General features: G+C 39.0%; 19 protein-coding genes. All 19 read left to right on the top strand.

The genetic code is table 11. From position 1 onward, the window contains the following. The first annotated feature begins 12 nt into the window (after nt 1-12). The 19 genes from ACFOWM_RS03505 (at nt 13) to ACFOWM_RS03415 (ending at nt 13,768) form a co-directional block, all read left to right on the top strand. Nucleotides 13-741 (top strand): hypothetical protein, encoded by a 729-nt coding sequence (locus ACFOWM_RS03505; RefSeq protein ID WP_379707122.1) that lies wholly within the window; start codon nt 13-15, stop codon nt 739-741. After that, nucleotides 705-1,295, top strand: coding sequence for a hypothetical protein (locus tag ACFOWM_RS03500; protein ID WP_379707119.1), 591 nt, complete (start codon nt 705-707; stop codon nt 1,293-1,295). The genes ACFOWM_RS03505 and ACFOWM_RS03500 overlap by 37 nt, the downstream gene beginning before the upstream one ends. Beyond that, nucleotides 1,267-1,569, top strand: coding sequence for a hypothetical protein (locus tag ACFOWM_RS03495; protein ID WP_379707116.1), 303 nt, complete (start codon nt 1,267-1,269; stop codon nt 1,567-1,569). Before ACFOWM_RS03500 ends, ACFOWM_RS03495 begins: the two co-directional genes overlap by 29 nt. After that, nucleotides 1,562-2,209 carry a hypothetical protein gene (locus ACFOWM_RS03490; RefSeq protein ID WP_379707113.1) on the top strand — a complete coding sequence of 216 codons (648 nt, stop codon included), beginning with the start codon at nt 1,562-1,564 and terminating at the stop codon, nt 2,207-2,209. The genes ACFOWM_RS03495 and ACFOWM_RS03490 overlap by 8 nt, the downstream gene beginning before the upstream one ends. Then, nucleotides 2,202-3,839, top strand: coding sequence for a hypothetical protein (locus ACFOWM_RS03485; protein ID WP_379707110.1), 1,638 nt, complete (start codon nt 2,202-2,204; stop codon nt 3,837-3,839). Before ACFOWM_RS03490 ends, ACFOWM_RS03485 begins: the two co-directional genes overlap by 8 nt. A gap of 432 nt (nt 3,840-4,271) precedes the next feature. Further along, nucleotides 4,272-4,670 (top strand): hypothetical protein, encoded by a 399-nt coding sequence (locus tag ACFOWM_RS03480; RefSeq protein ID WP_379707107.1) that lies wholly within the window; start codon nt 4,272-4,274, stop codon nt 4,668-4,670. 61 nt (nt 4,671-4,731) lie between these two features. Beyond that, nucleotides 4,732-4,971 carry a hypothetical protein gene (locus ACFOWM_RS03475; RefSeq protein ID WP_379707104.1) on the top strand — a complete coding sequence of 80 codons (240 nt, stop codon included), beginning with the start codon at nt 4,732-4,734 and terminating at the stop codon, nt 4,969-4,971. After that, nucleotides 4,964-5,998 carry a DUF932 domain-containing protein gene (locus ACFOWM_RS03470; protein ID WP_379707101.1) on the top strand — a complete coding sequence of 345 codons (1,035 nt, stop codon included), beginning with the start codon at nt 4,964-4,966 and terminating at the stop codon, nt 5,996-5,998. The genes ACFOWM_RS03475 and ACFOWM_RS03470 overlap by 8 nt, the downstream gene beginning before the upstream one ends. A gap of 177 nt (nt 5,999-6,175) precedes the next feature. Further along, nucleotides 6,176-6,478, top strand: a complete 303-nt coding sequence (locus tag ACFOWM_RS03465; protein WP_379707098.1) for a hypothetical protein — start codon at nt 6,176-6,178, stop codon at nt 6,476-6,478. A 41-nt stretch (nt 6,479-6,519) separates the two neighbouring features. Continuing rightward, nucleotides 6,520-7,938 carry a hypothetical protein gene (locus ACFOWM_RS03460; RefSeq protein ID WP_379707095.1) on the top strand — a complete coding sequence of 473 codons (1,419 nt, stop codon included), beginning with the start codon at nt 6,520-6,522 and terminating at the stop codon, nt 7,936-7,938. After that, complete coding sequence (locus ACFOWM_RS03455) at nt 7,938-8,927, top strand: DUF6712 family protein (protein ID WP_379707092.1); 990 nt, start codon at nt 7,938-7,940, stop codon at nt 8,925-8,927. Before ACFOWM_RS03460 ends, ACFOWM_RS03455 begins: the two co-directional genes overlap by 1 nt. A 14-nt stretch (nt 8,928-8,941) precedes the next feature. Continuing rightward, nucleotides 8,942-10,477: a hypothetical protein gene (locus ACFOWM_RS03450; RefSeq protein ID WP_379707089.1), complete on the top strand. Its 1,536-nt coding sequence runs from the start codon at nt 8,942-8,944 to the stop codon at nt 10,475-10,477. 32 nt (nt 10,478-10,509) lie between these two features. Beyond that, nucleotides 10,510-10,737, top strand: a complete 228-nt coding sequence (locus tag ACFOWM_RS03445) for a hypothetical protein (RefSeq protein ID WP_379707086.1) — start codon at nt 10,510-10,512, stop codon at nt 10,735-10,737. A gap of 1 nt (nt 10,738) precedes the next feature. Then, nucleotides 10,739-10,951, top strand: a complete 213-nt coding sequence (locus tag ACFOWM_RS03440; RefSeq protein ID WP_379707083.1) for a hypothetical protein — start codon at nt 10,739-10,741, stop codon at nt 10,949-10,951. Between the two features lie 12 nt (nt 10,952-10,963). Next, the gene (locus tag ACFOWM_RS03435; protein ID WP_379707080.1) at nt 10,964-11,350 is read left to right on the top strand and encodes a Pam3-gp28 family putative phage holin; all 387 of its coding nucleotides are present in this window, start codon (nt 10,964-10,966) and stop codon (nt 11,348-11,350) included. 52 nt (nt 11,351-11,402) lie between these two features. Next, nucleotides 11,403-11,978, top strand: coding sequence for a hypothetical protein (locus tag ACFOWM_RS03430; protein WP_379707077.1), 576 nt, complete (start codon nt 11,403-11,405; stop codon nt 11,976-11,978). Beyond that, the gene (locus ACFOWM_RS03425) at nt 11,975-12,487 is read left to right on the top strand and encodes a M15 family metallopeptidase (RefSeq protein WP_379707074.1); all 513 of its coding nucleotides are present in this window, start codon (nt 11,975-11,977) and stop codon (nt 12,485-12,487) included. Before ACFOWM_RS03430 ends, ACFOWM_RS03425 begins: the two co-directional genes overlap by 4 nt. 90 nt (nt 12,488-12,577) lie before the next feature. Next, nucleotides 12,578-13,435: a hypothetical protein gene (locus tag ACFOWM_RS03420; protein WP_379707071.1), complete on the top strand. Its 858-nt coding sequence runs from the start codon at nt 12,578-12,580 to the stop codon at nt 13,433-13,435. A 27-nt stretch (nt 13,436-13,462) separates the two neighbouring features. Then, entirely contained in the window at nt 13,463-13,768 is a 306-nt protein-coding gene (locus ACFOWM_RS03415) for a hypothetical protein (protein WP_379707068.1), read from the top strand. Nucleotides 13,769-13,820 lie beyond the last annotated feature (52 nt).

Below are 13,820 nucleotides of genomic sequence, written 5' to 3'. Positions count from 1 at the left end.
GTATTTTGTACCATGTTTGAGGTTATAAGAACATGGCTCAACGGCACAAGAGAGTACTTCACAGGGGTTGCAATATTTGACCAGGTGAGTAAAAATGTAGCATTAAAACAAGTTTTTGCACAGGGTAGTTCTGTGTACAATCGCCACCGTTTAGTTGCTGAGCTCACCAAGATATTTCATGAGTTAAAGGCTCAACAGCCTAAAGAAATTACCGTTCCTAAAATACCTGCTATATCAAAACGGATTGTAACTCCTGCTGTAAATAAAGTTGATGAACCAAAGCCAACTTTTACCGAAAGCGATCTATATAAAAATGCACATTTAGAAGCAACAAAGCTTTATAAAGTGTACATGAATAAAAGAGCAGAATTATTTGCATTATGTAAGGTAGAAGATTGGCAGGATCAGAATAATAGAGAGCTCGTAAAGCAACGATGTAAGCTGGCCATTGAAGTGGTTGAATTATCAGTTAAATCCGCTAAACTATTTGAGGTAGCCGATTACGTGAAAGAACATAACCGAATGCCGCAGGAATATGTAGATATAGAGAACGACCCTTATGAAGCATTACCTGATCACTTAGTTAAACAAACGCTCAACAATGCCCGGAAAGCTTACAACAAATTAAAAGATAAACCGGCTACTGAAGAGCGGTTGCACCTCATGCAAAAACACCAGGATAACATTAAAATACTTGAAGCAAAATGGCGCTTATTGAATTCACAACAAACAACAAAGTAGTAGCTGATCCTTCTACAGTGTTTGCAGTGAGCAACGATGTAGAGCGACCAATCATTTGTAAAAGTCCGGAAAGGCTAAAGCTTTTACTAGGAGCAATTGCTCCTTGTAAGTCTGTGCACTATGTAAGCAAAGGCGATTGGAGTATGCACGACTTGGTGATGCAGTTAGTTAATAAATACAATCCTGCAACTATTTACATGACTACGTATGCACTCAGAGAAACGCCGCTAAGGCAGTTAGTAATGGCACAGCAAAAGGGCCTTATTGCCTCGCTTAATATGCTGATTGATTATAGGGCTAAAGTAAGAACCCCTGAAGTATACCAATTAGCGGCAATGAATGCCAATAAAATTGCAATGGTGGCCATTCATGCGAAAGTATGTGTAATACAAACGGCAGCTATTTCTATCTCAATCGTTACCAGCAGCAACTGGACAACCAACCCTAAAATTGAGGCAGGCGTAGTTACAATGGATAAAGCCATTGGCGATTTTCATATTGATTGGATAAATAAAACAATGGACAATGCTAACATCTTCAGAGCAGATCAATGACGAGGTTTTAAAACAAATTGAAACGATGGGCGCTTGTTATTTCGACCCTATGGCCATTGCATTGGCATTAGAGATAGATAAAGATTTAATGAGGGCATTGATGCAAGATGAAAATTCAGCCGCTTATAGGGCTTATTACAAAGGTTTTTATACATCCGAATTTGAGCACCGTAAAAGTATCATTGACTTAGCAAAGAGCGGTAGTAGTCCGGCACAAACAATGGTCTCAAATATTTTAGAAAAAGCGAAATTAAAATTACTCGACCATGGATAGCAGACAGCCTGGGCTACCCAATGCCCTCAAACAAAAGGCGGCAAAAATAGCTAGAAGTGTAGAGTCATTGGCAGAACGTACAAACGATTGGCAGCTCATTCAGCAATACCTATGCAACCGTATTGCTGATATTAAATTGACAGAAAAGCAGCAAGATAAGCTCCAGCGCTACCAATTTATTTACAATCAATCCGTATCAGGCAAATACACTGAATCAGATATTCTTAATTCTGTGATGAAGCTATTTAATATTGAACTTACGCAAGCTTATGAAGACTTAAAAGCGACGAAAGAAATATTTTCTTCAGTAATAAACGTCAACAAAAAATTCGAGCTCAATATTCAGCTGCAGGTTAATCGAAACCTACAACGTAAGGCTGAATCTTTGGGCGATCTAAAAGCTTCAGCTGCATTGGAGAAAAACCGGATCGCATTATTAGCGATGATTGAAGAAGAGGAAGAGAACAACGCTGAAAGCTTTGAAGGTCATACAATCGAAGCAACTTTCAATCCTAGCTTAATCGGTGCAGACAAAGTTGATCTGAAGGAATTAATGGATGTTATTAATAATAAAAGAAAAGCTAAACTCAACCCTAAATTGTTTGAGCACTTAGAGTTTGTTGATATTCCACATGAATAGACAAATGCACTTTAATCCGCCGCAGATGCGAAGTATTTTCGTATCAGCACCAGTTGAATGGCTGGTAGCTGGTCGTGGTACGGGTAAGAGTGAAGGCGTGTTGGCTTATAAATCAGCACAGTGTTATTTTAAAACAATGCCTAGAGGTACAGGCGTAACATTAGGCGCAACGTATAATCAGTTGCTTACGAGGACGCTCCCTGCATTGGTGTATGGTTGGGAGAAGATAGGGTATCGTTTGAATGAGCATTACTTAATTGGTCAACGCCCTTCACAAAAATGGATTAAAAAATGGAATTGGAAGGGCCCTTATAGGCCGCCTTTAGAATATAAATATTTTACCAGCTGGTTTAATGGTGGCGGTGCTCACTTAGTAAGCCAGGACAGAAAAGGCTCGTCCAATGGTATTACAATTGATTGGATCATTGGCGATGAGGCAAAACTTCTCAATGAAGAAAAGTTTAAGACTGAATTGATACCTGCCAACCGTGGTAAGATTATAGCCTTTAAAGATAACATCTATCACCATGGAATGACTTTCACAACGGATATGCCTGTTGGTACTGCAGGCCGTTGGATTCTAGATATGTCGGAGAAATCCGATAAAGAAAAAGTTAAGCAAATCCTCAATCTTCAAGCAGGTATTTATCAATTAAAGCAGCACTATCCTAGTGCAAGCAAACCAGTCAAATTAGCTATTGATGAACAGATCGCCATCTTCAACGATGAACTAAAAGAGTTAAGAACTGGGCTTCTCTACTATCATGAAGCTTCTACGATTGAGAACATTCATGCACTTGGAATTGATTATATTAAACAGCAGTTGCGAGATACTACACAGTTTCAATTTGATACACAGATATTAAACATACGCCCAATGCGTATGGAAAACGGGTTTTACCCTGATCTTGACGAAGAATACCATGGTTATTTTGCTAACAATGATAGTTACCTGGAGCGATTAGATTATAACCTAGATGCTATTGCGAACATAAACTGCATGCGTGATAGCGATTTGAATTTTGATAAGCCGTTGCACATCTCCATTGATTACAACCGCCGTATTCATCCTATGACAGTAGCGCAGGTAGATGGAGAGTATCTGAAGGTTATTAAAGGTTTGCATGCCTTATACCCAGCTAAGCTGAAGGAGTTGATTGATTTGTTTGACAAGTATTATAAGCCACACAGGCGCAAGTTAGTGTACTATTGGCATGATCATACGGCAGTCGGTGATGATAACGAAACAAAGAAGGCTGATGTGGTTATTGGTGGACTAAGGAAACGTGGTTGGATTGTGATACCAATGTATATGGGGCAGGCACCAAGTCATGAAGCAAAGTATAGAATGTGGGGTGATCTGTTGTCGGAGAATGGTTATTATAAGTTGAAGTTTAGAGTGAATAGAGAGAATGCAGACAAGTATTTATTAAGTATGTGTTTGACACAAGCTGAGGCTAAAAAGGATGGATTTGGTAAGAATAAGAAGTCTGAACATGATCCGAATTTTCCAGCTGAAGAATCAACGCATTATAGTGATGCTGGAGACATGTTGGTGTATGGAATACTAGAGTCAGGATTAAGTTATGGAGAACGTTCCACTACTGGAGACATGATACTAACTGGTTGATGATGGCATTGCCGATGGCCCGGGCTATACGCAGTACAAGGTACTTGCTGCTATCCCTAATGCACGCCCCACTTCGTTGGGGCGTTTGTATGTACGCCCACTTCGCTTCTAGGTAAATTTAAGCGGAGATGGGCAAACATAGGGTTTAGCGGAGCTTCGCCTCACATAGGGAGGCGCCCTGCGCCTCATATATGCCCCGTTTGCGCCTTAGGCGTTCGCTTCCGCTTCTTAGTGCGGGTCGTGCTTTTTATTGCGATTTTTACTTTTTCTCAAAAAAGTAAAATTGCAAAGGGTTGATTATCAAAAAATTAATTAAAAAAAATGCGAAAAAAGTTGCGTTTTTTTATGGTTAAACCGTTAAAAATCAGTAACTTACAGTATATTAATTAACAAAAGAGGTGAGCCCCCTCGCTAAAAACTGGCATCTAAAAAATGGTAACACCAAAAGCGGCAGTTACTGCCACCAAGCCAACAAACGGACAAACGCCAACCGTAACAAACGCCCAAACGGCAACACCGCCACCCGTACAAAATCCCAAAGTTGAAAAATTAAAAGTTGCGGACGAACTGCCACCCCTCGAGGATAGGCTTCACAAAATTGATGTTTTGATTGACCAACAACGCAGGTATTTGAAACTTGCTGAAACCAAAACCAAGTTGGAAAAATTCGAAACTGCCCACAATCGGGATAACTCCGAATTGATTTTATCAGATGATGAAGGACACGAATTTAAAACAACCAACCCCGATGTTATCAAAGAGGTAACAAAATTGGTTTTTAAAATCGTTACCGAAAAAGCACAAGTTTTAGCCGACCAACTAAAATGGTAAACCCTTCACGCCCTGCCCCTTCATGGGGTAGGGCTTTTAATCATCTTTCAATTTTTTTCGCATGTCACACAAACAACAAACCATCGAGGTTTGCCAACAATATTTGAACGACCTAAGCGCAGGGCAGTACTTTAACATGGCAGACTTTAACCACTATTACAGAAAGCACAATGGCGGATTTTCACCCTTTTTTTTCGGTTACGAAATAGCCGACTACATTATAAGAGAAGCTAACAGCCGCATTTTAAAACAACAAGAACAAGAACGTTTAACCACCTCAAATACTTTCAATTATGCATAATTTAAACTACAACGAAAAGACCGGCAAACACTCATTTTTTAGCGTAAAGCAAAAAGCATGGCATGAACTCGGGCGACTTTTGCCCGACTATCCAATAAGTAGTGAAGAAGCGATAATAATGGCGCAGGCAGATTTTGAAGTAACAAAGCAGCCGCTTTTTACGTCCGAATACGACCAGGACGGAAATTTACAAAATGAAAACACCCAACGCATCAACAACTTTTTTTCAACGATGCGAACAGATACCAACCAAATTTTGGGTATTGTCGGCAGTAAGTATGAAGTTGTGCAAAATCGTACGGCCTTTAGTTTTTTTGATAGCCTTGTTGAAAAGGGCAGCGTTAAATATGAAACCGCAGGCGTTTTAGGAAATGGGGAGCGCATTTTTATTACGGCAAAAATGCCTGATGTGTTGAAAGTGGGCAGACGTGATGAAATCGAAAAATATATTTTTCTTACTACTTCGCATGATGGCAGCGGCTCAATTATGGCAGCTTTTACGCCTATAAGAATAGTTTGCAACAATACTTTAAACATGGCACTACGTAACCACACCAACGCCGTATATATTAAGCACACCGCCAACGCAGAACAGAAGTTACAAGAAGCCGCCCGAATTATTGCAATAACTGAAACCACAGGCGAACAGTTAGAATATTTATTTAATAAATGGGCAAACGTTCGGGTTAATGATGCCGAAATAAAAAAACTCATTTCTTTAGCGATGGCACCCAACAAAGAAGTTTTTACCGAAATCGTGAAGGGTAAAAAAGTACAATTTTCAACACAGTTTGAAAACGTGTTAAATGATGTATACGAATACGCCATGAGCAGCCCAACGCAGCAGATGCCGACAACACAAAATACCATCTTTGGAGTATACAACGCCATAACAGGATATTACCAAAATTGCAAAGACTACAAAACCAACGACGCAAAAGTTAACTCCATTATGTTCGGCACTGGGTACGAACGCACCAGAAAAGCTTTTGAAATTTGTACAAGTGCTAGTGATTTTTTAAACTAATATTTTACCACCCTTTACCAAGTAGCCGCTCATGTAGCGGCTACTTTCTTTTTAAAAAATTGCTTCGCTGCACTTCGCAATTTTTCAAAAAGAAAGTAGCAAAGAAAAAGTTTAAATGGTTGGCTTCTTTTTTTGTCCTTTTTTGCCCTCACTCCGTTTTATACGTTTGTGTACCCTATGCAATCATACACACTTAAAGAAGCTTTAGCGGTGCTCGAATCTGGCAACTGGTGTAACATCCGCTGTATTACAGCCGATGTGAAATCAGGAACAGGGGGTCAGTTGCTGGAGCTTCCTAAAGTGCGTCTTTGCCGAAAATATGCAAACGTAAAGCCATCCCATGAAAAAGTAAGCAACCCCTTCAGTGTGCGCCCACGCCACCATGATCATTTCACTCGAAATGTTGAAATGCCCAACAAACAAATCAGAAAAATTCATCCGCCCCTTATCACACACATTAATGGTGTTGCAGTAATATGAAGAAGAACAGCTCCATAGTATTCGATGGTCCCGTTGCCTACTTGCCCGGTGGCAATGCTTCCGTATTCTTTTCGCAAACATCCGCATTAGCTGGAACGTTTGCGACGAACTCGGCAAGAGGAACCGCACCAATCGTTAAGAAGATTCAAAGTGCGTTCCAAGTTGCTCAGTGGGGTGAAGACAATCGCTTCCCACAGAACATCGAACGCCTCATGGGTTATTGCGGCATAGGTAAGGCCGCATTAGACTGGAAAGCTCGTGCACTAATGGGCGGTGGTATTATACCTGGTACCGTGGACGGTATGGATGATAAAGGCGAAGAAATTTTTAAGCCACTCGATTATCAAAAGAATAGGCAGGTGTACAACTTCATTAGAAGTCGTGAGTTTAACCGCTTTTTATTGGAGTATACACAAGATTGGGTATGGTTTGGTAACTGCTTTCCCGAGTTGGTTTTAGATAACGAATGCAAAAAAATCACCAACATTGTGCATCAAGAGAGTTGCGATGCTCGTTTTAAACAAATGAATGATAGCGGTGTTATTGAGAGTGTTTATTTGTCTAAGATATGGGGCTTGGCTAGTGATCAGTTTGCCAAATTCGACCCAAAAAAGAAACCAAAAAACCTCATTGAAAATCCCGAAAATCTTACTGAAGCTGAGAGCAAATATGTGGCTACGTTAGATTGTATAGATATGTACGATGCTTTGGAATCTACAAAAGCAATTGCTGAAAAGTTGAAAAGTGGTAACAAAAAAGTTAAGAGCGCCATACTCCCAGTGAATTACCCGAGTGTTAATAAAACGTATTACCAGGTACCTGCATGGGATGGCGCAAGGCTAGCTGGTTGGATTGAAATTGCTTGTAAAATACCATCATTGTTGAAGTCGATGTATAGCAAAGCTTTCAACATCAAATACCACATCGAAATACCTGAAAGTTATTTCCCGAAAAAATTCGGTCCCGAAACTTGGGAGGCGATGGATGATGAGAAGCGCAAAACTGCAAAGAAGAATTTACTGGAGGAGATGAACGAATTTCTAAGCGGCGATGAAAATGCTTATAAAACTTTTGTAAGCTTCTTTGATGTATCGCCACATGATCATACAGAGCATAGCCGTATAAAAATTACGCCTATTGAGAGCAAGAATAACATTGATAAAGAGTTGCTCACTTCGTCAGCTGCTGAATTGCAAATATTAATTTCCATGCAGGTAAACCCTACCATTTTTGGGGCTGGTACCGTTGGTACTGGTTCGCAACGCAGCGGCGGTTCAGACATCAGAGAATCTTTTTTAGTGCACAGTGCTTTGCTAGCACATGAGCGCCAAATAATGCTAGAGCCGCTCTATTTAGTAAGAGATTTTAACGAGTGGGGTGAAGATATTGTCTTCCGCTTCAGAGATACAGTTTTAACCACACTGGACACTGGCGCCGGTTCAAAAAAAGTTGTAAGCTAATGTTATTTAAAACATCTATCATATTAAGGCAGTACTGCTCATTGGGCGAAACTAATTTTTTCGCTATCAAATCCACCATTCAAAATGTGGAGGATAAGCACATTATACCTGTGCTGGGTAGAGAGCAATACAATGCTTTGAATGAAGCTTACAAAAATGCAACCGATGAAACCTTAGCGCCTGGTCCTTTAAAAGAATTATTGGAGCAATGCCGTAAGGTAATTGCTCCGTATGTGTGCTACTATCATGCTCCTAAGGCAGATGCAACCCTTTCAGATGCAGGTTTTAAACGTAGCGAAACCGAAAGCAGTAAAACAGCCTACCAATACCAATTAGCCAACTACCGTGAAGCTAATTTGTTAGAAGCCGAAGCGGCCACCGAAAACTTGATCAGTTTTTTAGAAGCCGAAATCAACAACTATGAACTATGGGCGAATAGTGATGCTTATAAAACATACAAGAGCCTATTTATTCGCAAGGCTAGTGAGTTTAACGACTTCTTTCCTTCGGCAAGTCCATACCGCAACTTTTTTGCTATGAAGCCAAAAATGTTGGCGGTGGAAGAGATGGGCATCCGTAATTTCTTGGGCGATGCATTGTTTGCAGACATTAAAACGAAGTACAACGGTGCTGGAGCTTTAAGCGAAAAAGAGCAAGTGTTATTGTTTAAACTCAAAAATGCCATCGCCAATTTAACTGTTGCCGCAGCTGTGCCTTTGCTCAATGTAAAAATTGCAGAGAATGGCTTAACGCTTAGTACGGCTGGTGCACGTAGTACCAATGATAATATAAACAGCCGAAGTGCAGCAGATGCCAACGCCATCAATGCTTTGATTGAGACTTGCAAGAATACTGGCAAGAGTTGGATTGAAAATGCTGGTAAATTTTTGAAAGAAAATGCTACCGATTTTGCTACATGGCCGGGTAACGTCAGCCAAACAGTTAGCATCGGCCGAAATGAACAAAACAGCGTATTTGGAATATTTTAAAAACCCCTAATAAAATGAAAACAAAATCAATTTTAATGTTGTTGGCGCTCACAATTGCCACGACTACCATGGCACAAACGCCCACACCTATTAAAATTTCAGAGCTGCCAACCTTGACAGGAAACCCGTTAGGCGGTTTTTTGCCAATTGTAAAATCTGGTACCACAAAAAAAATATTGGTTGACAGTTTACCTAAGCCAACATTAGCCCAGGTATTAACCAAAGGCTATGTAGCTAACAGTCCGTTGTATTTAGGTGCAACGAATAGCCCTACTATCAAGTTTGAGCCGTCGGCTTCAGTGATTTCTGTTTTTGAAGAGAATTATCAGCATAATATTAGTTCGTACAGCCAAACTTTTTATGACAACAATAATGGCTTAAGTACGACATTGTCACCATCAACAGAGGATAATGCTAACTTAATTTATCCTTACGGCTCTGGTGTATTGCTGAAGTCAGTTAACAATGTGCCTGCAAATGCAGATGGCAATGTGAATATTACATTTAATGCAGATAATGGTATACAGGGCAACAGTGCTAGGTTTAACCTGCAAATGGGTATGCCTTATGTTGGCGATTCGAGAACTTTTTCGTTTTTTACTACAGGTGATGGTAATGATTTTCCTACTACCGATGCCATAAATTTTTCAGCAGAAATTGAAACTGGCTTTAATGTAGGTGCTAGTGATGGCATTAGTCGTAACTCTAGCGTTAATGTAAATAAGCATCAGATTTCAATCAATAACTTTCAGCCGAACGGAGCATCAACAAAAATTCTAACATCTAATGGTAATGTTAAGATTGATGCAAATGGATTGGCCAATGCTTTAAAATTGTTAATTGATACTGCTGCTCTCTCCTTAAATAGTATAGCAGCTCATTTTGATGTGGACACTTTTCGATTTAAACAATCGCTTATACCTGAATTTGAATCGTTAAGTTTATTCGCATGGCAAGACACAACGCTCAGCCCTGAATTAGGCCAGTTAAATGGCTTAGTCGTTAATTATGGTACGCAGCTTAGCAATGCGTTTGATAATATGGACGTGCAGAATGTTTCACCATTTCCACTTACAGGAAGGCGCACCGCAGCCAATGGCACAACCTACAATTTAGTAGTAGAACGTAGGAATAGCCTCACTTTTCCTGATACACTTTTTCTTAGAGTGAATAAAGGTGGTGGCTATGGTAATGGCACTTATTATTTAGAAATAAAGCCTATAGCCGCTGGTAATAATGTTGCTTCTTATATACATCGAAATATTTTGCTGAGGGATAAATACACCGGTATTACAACTGAATTTTCCAACAAAAAGCGATCATTTTACCAATATGTAGTGAGCGATGATGCTGGCAGTTTTGGTGATAGGTTTGAAGTAATAACAACGAAAGCCGTAAAAGATTTTACAAGGCTTGTTATTGAAAATCAAGAAGCGCCTGCATCATCTACCGCACCAGGTAAAAAAGGAGAGGTGCGCTTCACGTCAGAATTTATTTATTACTGCCCTGCAGATAATACTTGGGTTCGTACAGCACTCACCACTTGGTAATATTTTTTAAACAACAAACCAATCCGTAACTAATGAGCTTATCAGAACAGGCCGCCGAATTAATCGACGCTGGCTTTACCAGAGATTCTCAAAAACGTGGGCTCATACGTTGGATGCTCGGTTTTTCGATGGCTTTAAATGTGTTCTTAATTTATGCTTACACCAGCAACAGTAAGGCGCATGAAAAAGTACTACATGAGATTATACAAATGCAGAATAAAACCGAACAAAAGGTTGACACCACCCTTAAAAAACTATAAAATGAAACAGTTATTATTCATTGCAGCACTTCTAGTTGCGTCCTCTATTTTGAGCGGCAACGGTAAGCGTACTGATTACGCCAAAGCCAATGAAATTGCCAAATTATCAAAGCAATTGCCCGATAATGAACGCAGGTTAGTTGATAGCATTCTGTACAACGACAGAGTCATCAACAATAAGCTAGAAGTGCTGCAAGATATTGCGAAACCCTAAACCCTAAATAAAATGTCAAAAGACACCACACTCAGCCTGTTGCGTACATTGCTCATGGCACTTGGCGCCTACCTTATCGGTAAAAATTTGTTTGGTAATGTAATCGATACATCCCTTTGGGAGCAGTGTATTGGTTATACACTTGCACTTATTACTATGGTATGGAGCTTTGTTGATAAAACATCAACGCTAGAGGGCTTTCAAAGTACCATTCGTAGCACATTTGTTTTTGTTGGCGGCTTGCTCATTGCTGCTGGTAAGCTAAAGGATCAAAGCCTCGATATTATTCTCGGCTTGCTCAATGTGTTTGGTCCATTGATCTACTCATATTTGAGCAGACTCAAAACCAAAGGCTTATCTAACGGCACCATCAAAATTGACAACCTAAAAGGCAGTTAGTCACCCAACCACAGCGAAGCGAAAGCCTTGCTGTGGTTCAATTTTTACCCTTATGAAATTGTTTAAATACTTAATAGCTGTAACCATAATGGTAAGCAGCTGTTATACGGCAAATAAGGCAGCCAAACAAACGAATAAAGCTGCTAACCATTACCCAGAAGTAGTGGCTAAAGTAGCAAAGCAGCGGTTTTATAACCCTATCACTAAAAGCGATACCGTTACTAAACCTGTGTTGGTGCCTTACTTTGTTGAGTGTCCACCACCAGGTGAAGAAGCTGCATTACTAGAGCTCTCTGCAGATGAATATAAGCGGCTTGAAAATGCTGGCCAAGTTGCTAAAGCAACGCCCCAAAAAAATAGTAATAGTAAGTCGCCGATACCTACTGATACTTCGAAAAAGAAAGGTGTGTTGGTGAATATTCCTGTAACTACCACCACTATAACCAACGACCGAAAAGATACTGGCGAAGAAACCATATTGCAAGCTGAGGCGAACAAGCTGACAAGTAAACTTGCTACCAAACAACAGTGGTTGGTAGTAGGTTTTACGCTTGCTGCTGTATTTTTTTTAGCAACAATAGTGTTGCTATTTCTATTAATCAAACGTAAAAAAAATATCAAGTCATGAGTTGGAAATCCTTAACATCCGCAGCCTTAATTGCATCTATTGCAGAAGATGCTAGTTTAATGAGTTTGGCTGAAGCCGCTGCTCACTTAACGGCTCGTGACATTATCATTGCCGAGTATGGCGAACCTGGTGCAGCCTACCAGCGCAAGTACTGTGAAGTTTGGAACGTGAAAAAAGATTTTCCTTGGTTCCCTGCAGATAAAATGCTGATCAATAAAGATTTTAAAAAAGTACTGGGAGTAGCTTTTCGCAAGCTGCAAGAACGTGGGCAGCACACCGAAATAAAAACTTTTGATGGCTGTTATAACCACCGGCTGTCAGTAGGTTTAAAAGTATTGTCATTACATGCTTGGGCTTTAGCCATTGATATGAACGCAAAAGAAAATCCACTCAAAGGTGCAGTGCGCTGGTCCGCAGGGTTTCTGCAAACCATGAGAGAATGTGGCATTTATTGTGGCGCTGACTGGAAGCGTAAAGATGGAATGCACTTTGCCATGTTTAACGGATAGGCATTTGAAAGATATAAAAAAGCCTCACTATCTAGTGAGGCTTTTTTTTATATTATATATTTAAATTATAATTGTACAAACAATCCGCTTATGGACAAGATTACAGATTTTTTTAAAGAGATTGGAAACAGACTTAAATCTCCTTTTATATCATCATTCATAATTTCTTGGCTAATTGTAAATTGGCGAGTAACAATAGGACTTATCTTTTATAAATTCAAAGAATTACCTTTTAGTAATTACACTTCATACATTGATTTGATTGAAAAGAATTTTTCAAATTGGAAATATTTGTGGACTCCTTTGTTGCTTGCACTTGCTTATACATTTTTATATCCTCTGTTTAGAATTGCAATATTGGGTTTTGATGCTTTGGTTACAAAGTGGAGTGGAAACTTAGTTTTATATTTTTCAGAGGGTGCTAAAGTGCCAATGGAAAAATTTACTAAACAGATTGAAAAAACTAATAATGCATATAAACAATTAGATGAAATCATAGCAAATGAATCAGAGTTTAAAGAAGAGGTTATAAACTTAAAAGAGCAATTACATCTCAAGGAAAATGAAATAAAAGATTTGAAGATTGAAATGTCTAACAACAGCTACAGTAAAGATGTCAATTTAATTAACGGTAAATGGCAAAAGAGTGAAACAAATCCATTAAATCCAAATGATCCCAATAACAAAGTGCTAAATATGGTTATTGGTAATGGTAGAGTTGTTGTTGATGACATTTTAATGCTCGATACAATAATCTCATACAATATGACTAATTTTTTCTACACAAATATTGATAAGAAGATTTTTATGATTGAAAGAATAAATTACAAACATCAAGATGGCACATACTTAAGAAGCCTAGATTTAACAGTAAACAATGATTTTACAAAAATGACCATGAAAAAAAACGATCGTGAATTAATTGTTTTTTCAAGAATTGATGATTAGTTTCATTTTGCTAATTAATTTAGCAAAATGAAAAACACCTTTACCATATTACTACCAGTACACAATGGTAAACGATATATTAACTATAAATTCAATTGTAATTTATATTATCAATCGTTGCAAGTACTACGGTTTCAATTGACTACGCCTAAAGGTCAGTACCTAAAACTCGAGAAGCGACTGCTCATAAAACGTTCGCCATGGAAGATCATCGGCCAAAGCTTTGAATTTAAAAGCCCACGTTCAGCTGAATATGTTGCTGAATTAATTAAGATGATTGAATATGAAATTAGGCCAGAGCGGCCGGAATATATTCACCCAAAAAATGCGTAGTATTTTAAAATGATTTTTTTCTAACTCTTTATAAAGTTTTATTTCAAAAGAG

This window comes from Ferruginibacter yonginensis, from assembly GCF_042651465.1.
In the GTDB taxonomy this organism is placed as follows: domain Bacteria; phylum Bacteroidota; class Bacteroidia; order Chitinophagales; family Chitinophagaceae; genus Ferruginibacter; species Ferruginibacter yonginensis.
This window is presented reverse-complemented; position numbering and strand designations above follow the sequence as displayed.

Bases quoted from the DNA above. Each gene is read 5' to 3' on its own strand.
- ACFOWM_RS03440 (WP_379707083.1), top strand. From the start codon at position 10,739: ATGAAACAGTTATTATTCATTGCAGCACTTCTAGTTGCGTCCTCTATT.
- ACFOWM_RS03485 (WP_379707110.1), top strand. From the start codon at position 2,202: ATGAATAGACAAATGCACTTTAATCCGCCGCAGATGCGAAGTATTTTC.
- ACFOWM_RS03480 (WP_379707107.1), top strand. From the start codon at position 4,272: ATGGTAACACCAAAAGCGGCAGTTACTGCCACCAAGCCAACAAACGGA.
- ACFOWM_RS03435 (WP_379707080.1), top strand. From the start codon at position 10,964: ATGTCAAAAGACACCACACTCAGCCTGTTGCGTACATTGCTCATGGCA.
- ACFOWM_RS03420 (WP_379707071.1), top strand. From the start codon at position 12,578: ATGGACAAGATTACAGATTTTTTTAAAGAGATTGGAAACAGACTTAAA.
- ACFOWM_RS03490 (WP_379707113.1), top strand. From the start codon at position 1,562: ATGGATAGCAGACAGCCTGGGCTACCCAATGCCCTCAAACAAAAGGCG.
- ACFOWM_RS03430 (WP_379707077.1), top strand. From the start codon at position 11,403: ATGAAATTGTTTAAATACTTAATAGCTGTAACCATAATGGTAAGCAGC.
- ACFOWM_RS03450 (WP_379707089.1), top strand. From the start codon at position 8,942: ATGAAAACAAAATCAATTTTAATGTTGTTGGCGCTCACAATTGCCACG.
- ACFOWM_RS03455 (WP_379707092.1), top strand. From the start codon at position 7,938: ATGTTATTTAAAACATCTATCATATTAAGGCAGTACTGCTCATTGGGC.
- ACFOWM_RS03465 (WP_379707098.1), top strand. From the start codon at position 6,176: ATGCAATCATACACACTTAAAGAAGCTTTAGCGGTGCTCGAATCTGGC.
- ACFOWM_RS03495 (WP_379707116.1), top strand. From the start codon at position 1,267: ATGCTAACATCTTCAGAGCAGATCAATGACGAGGTTTTAAAACAAATT.
- ACFOWM_RS03425 (WP_379707074.1), top strand. From the start codon at position 11,975: ATGAGTTGGAAATCCTTAACATCCGCAGCCTTAATTGCATCTATTGCA.
- ACFOWM_RS03470 (WP_379707101.1), top strand. From the start codon at position 4,964: ATGCATAATTTAAACTACAACGAAAAGACCGGCAAACACTCATTTTTT.
- ACFOWM_RS03475 (WP_379707104.1), top strand. From the start codon at position 4,732: ATGTCACACAAACAACAAACCATCGAGGTTTGCCAACAATATTTGAAC.
- ACFOWM_RS03505 (WP_379707122.1), top strand. From the start codon at position 13: ATGTTTGAGGTTATAAGAACATGGCTCAACGGCACAAGAGAGTACTTC.
- ACFOWM_RS03445 (WP_379707086.1), top strand. From the start codon at position 10,510: ATGAGCTTATCAGAACAGGCCGCCGAATTAATCGACGCTGGCTTTACC.
- ACFOWM_RS03500 (WP_379707119.1), top strand. From the start codon at position 705: ATGGCGCTTATTGAATTCACAACAAACAACAAAGTAGTAGCTGATCCT.
- ACFOWM_RS03415 (WP_379707068.1), top strand. From the start codon at position 13,463: ATGAAAAACACCTTTACCATATTACTACCAGTACACAATGGTAAACGA.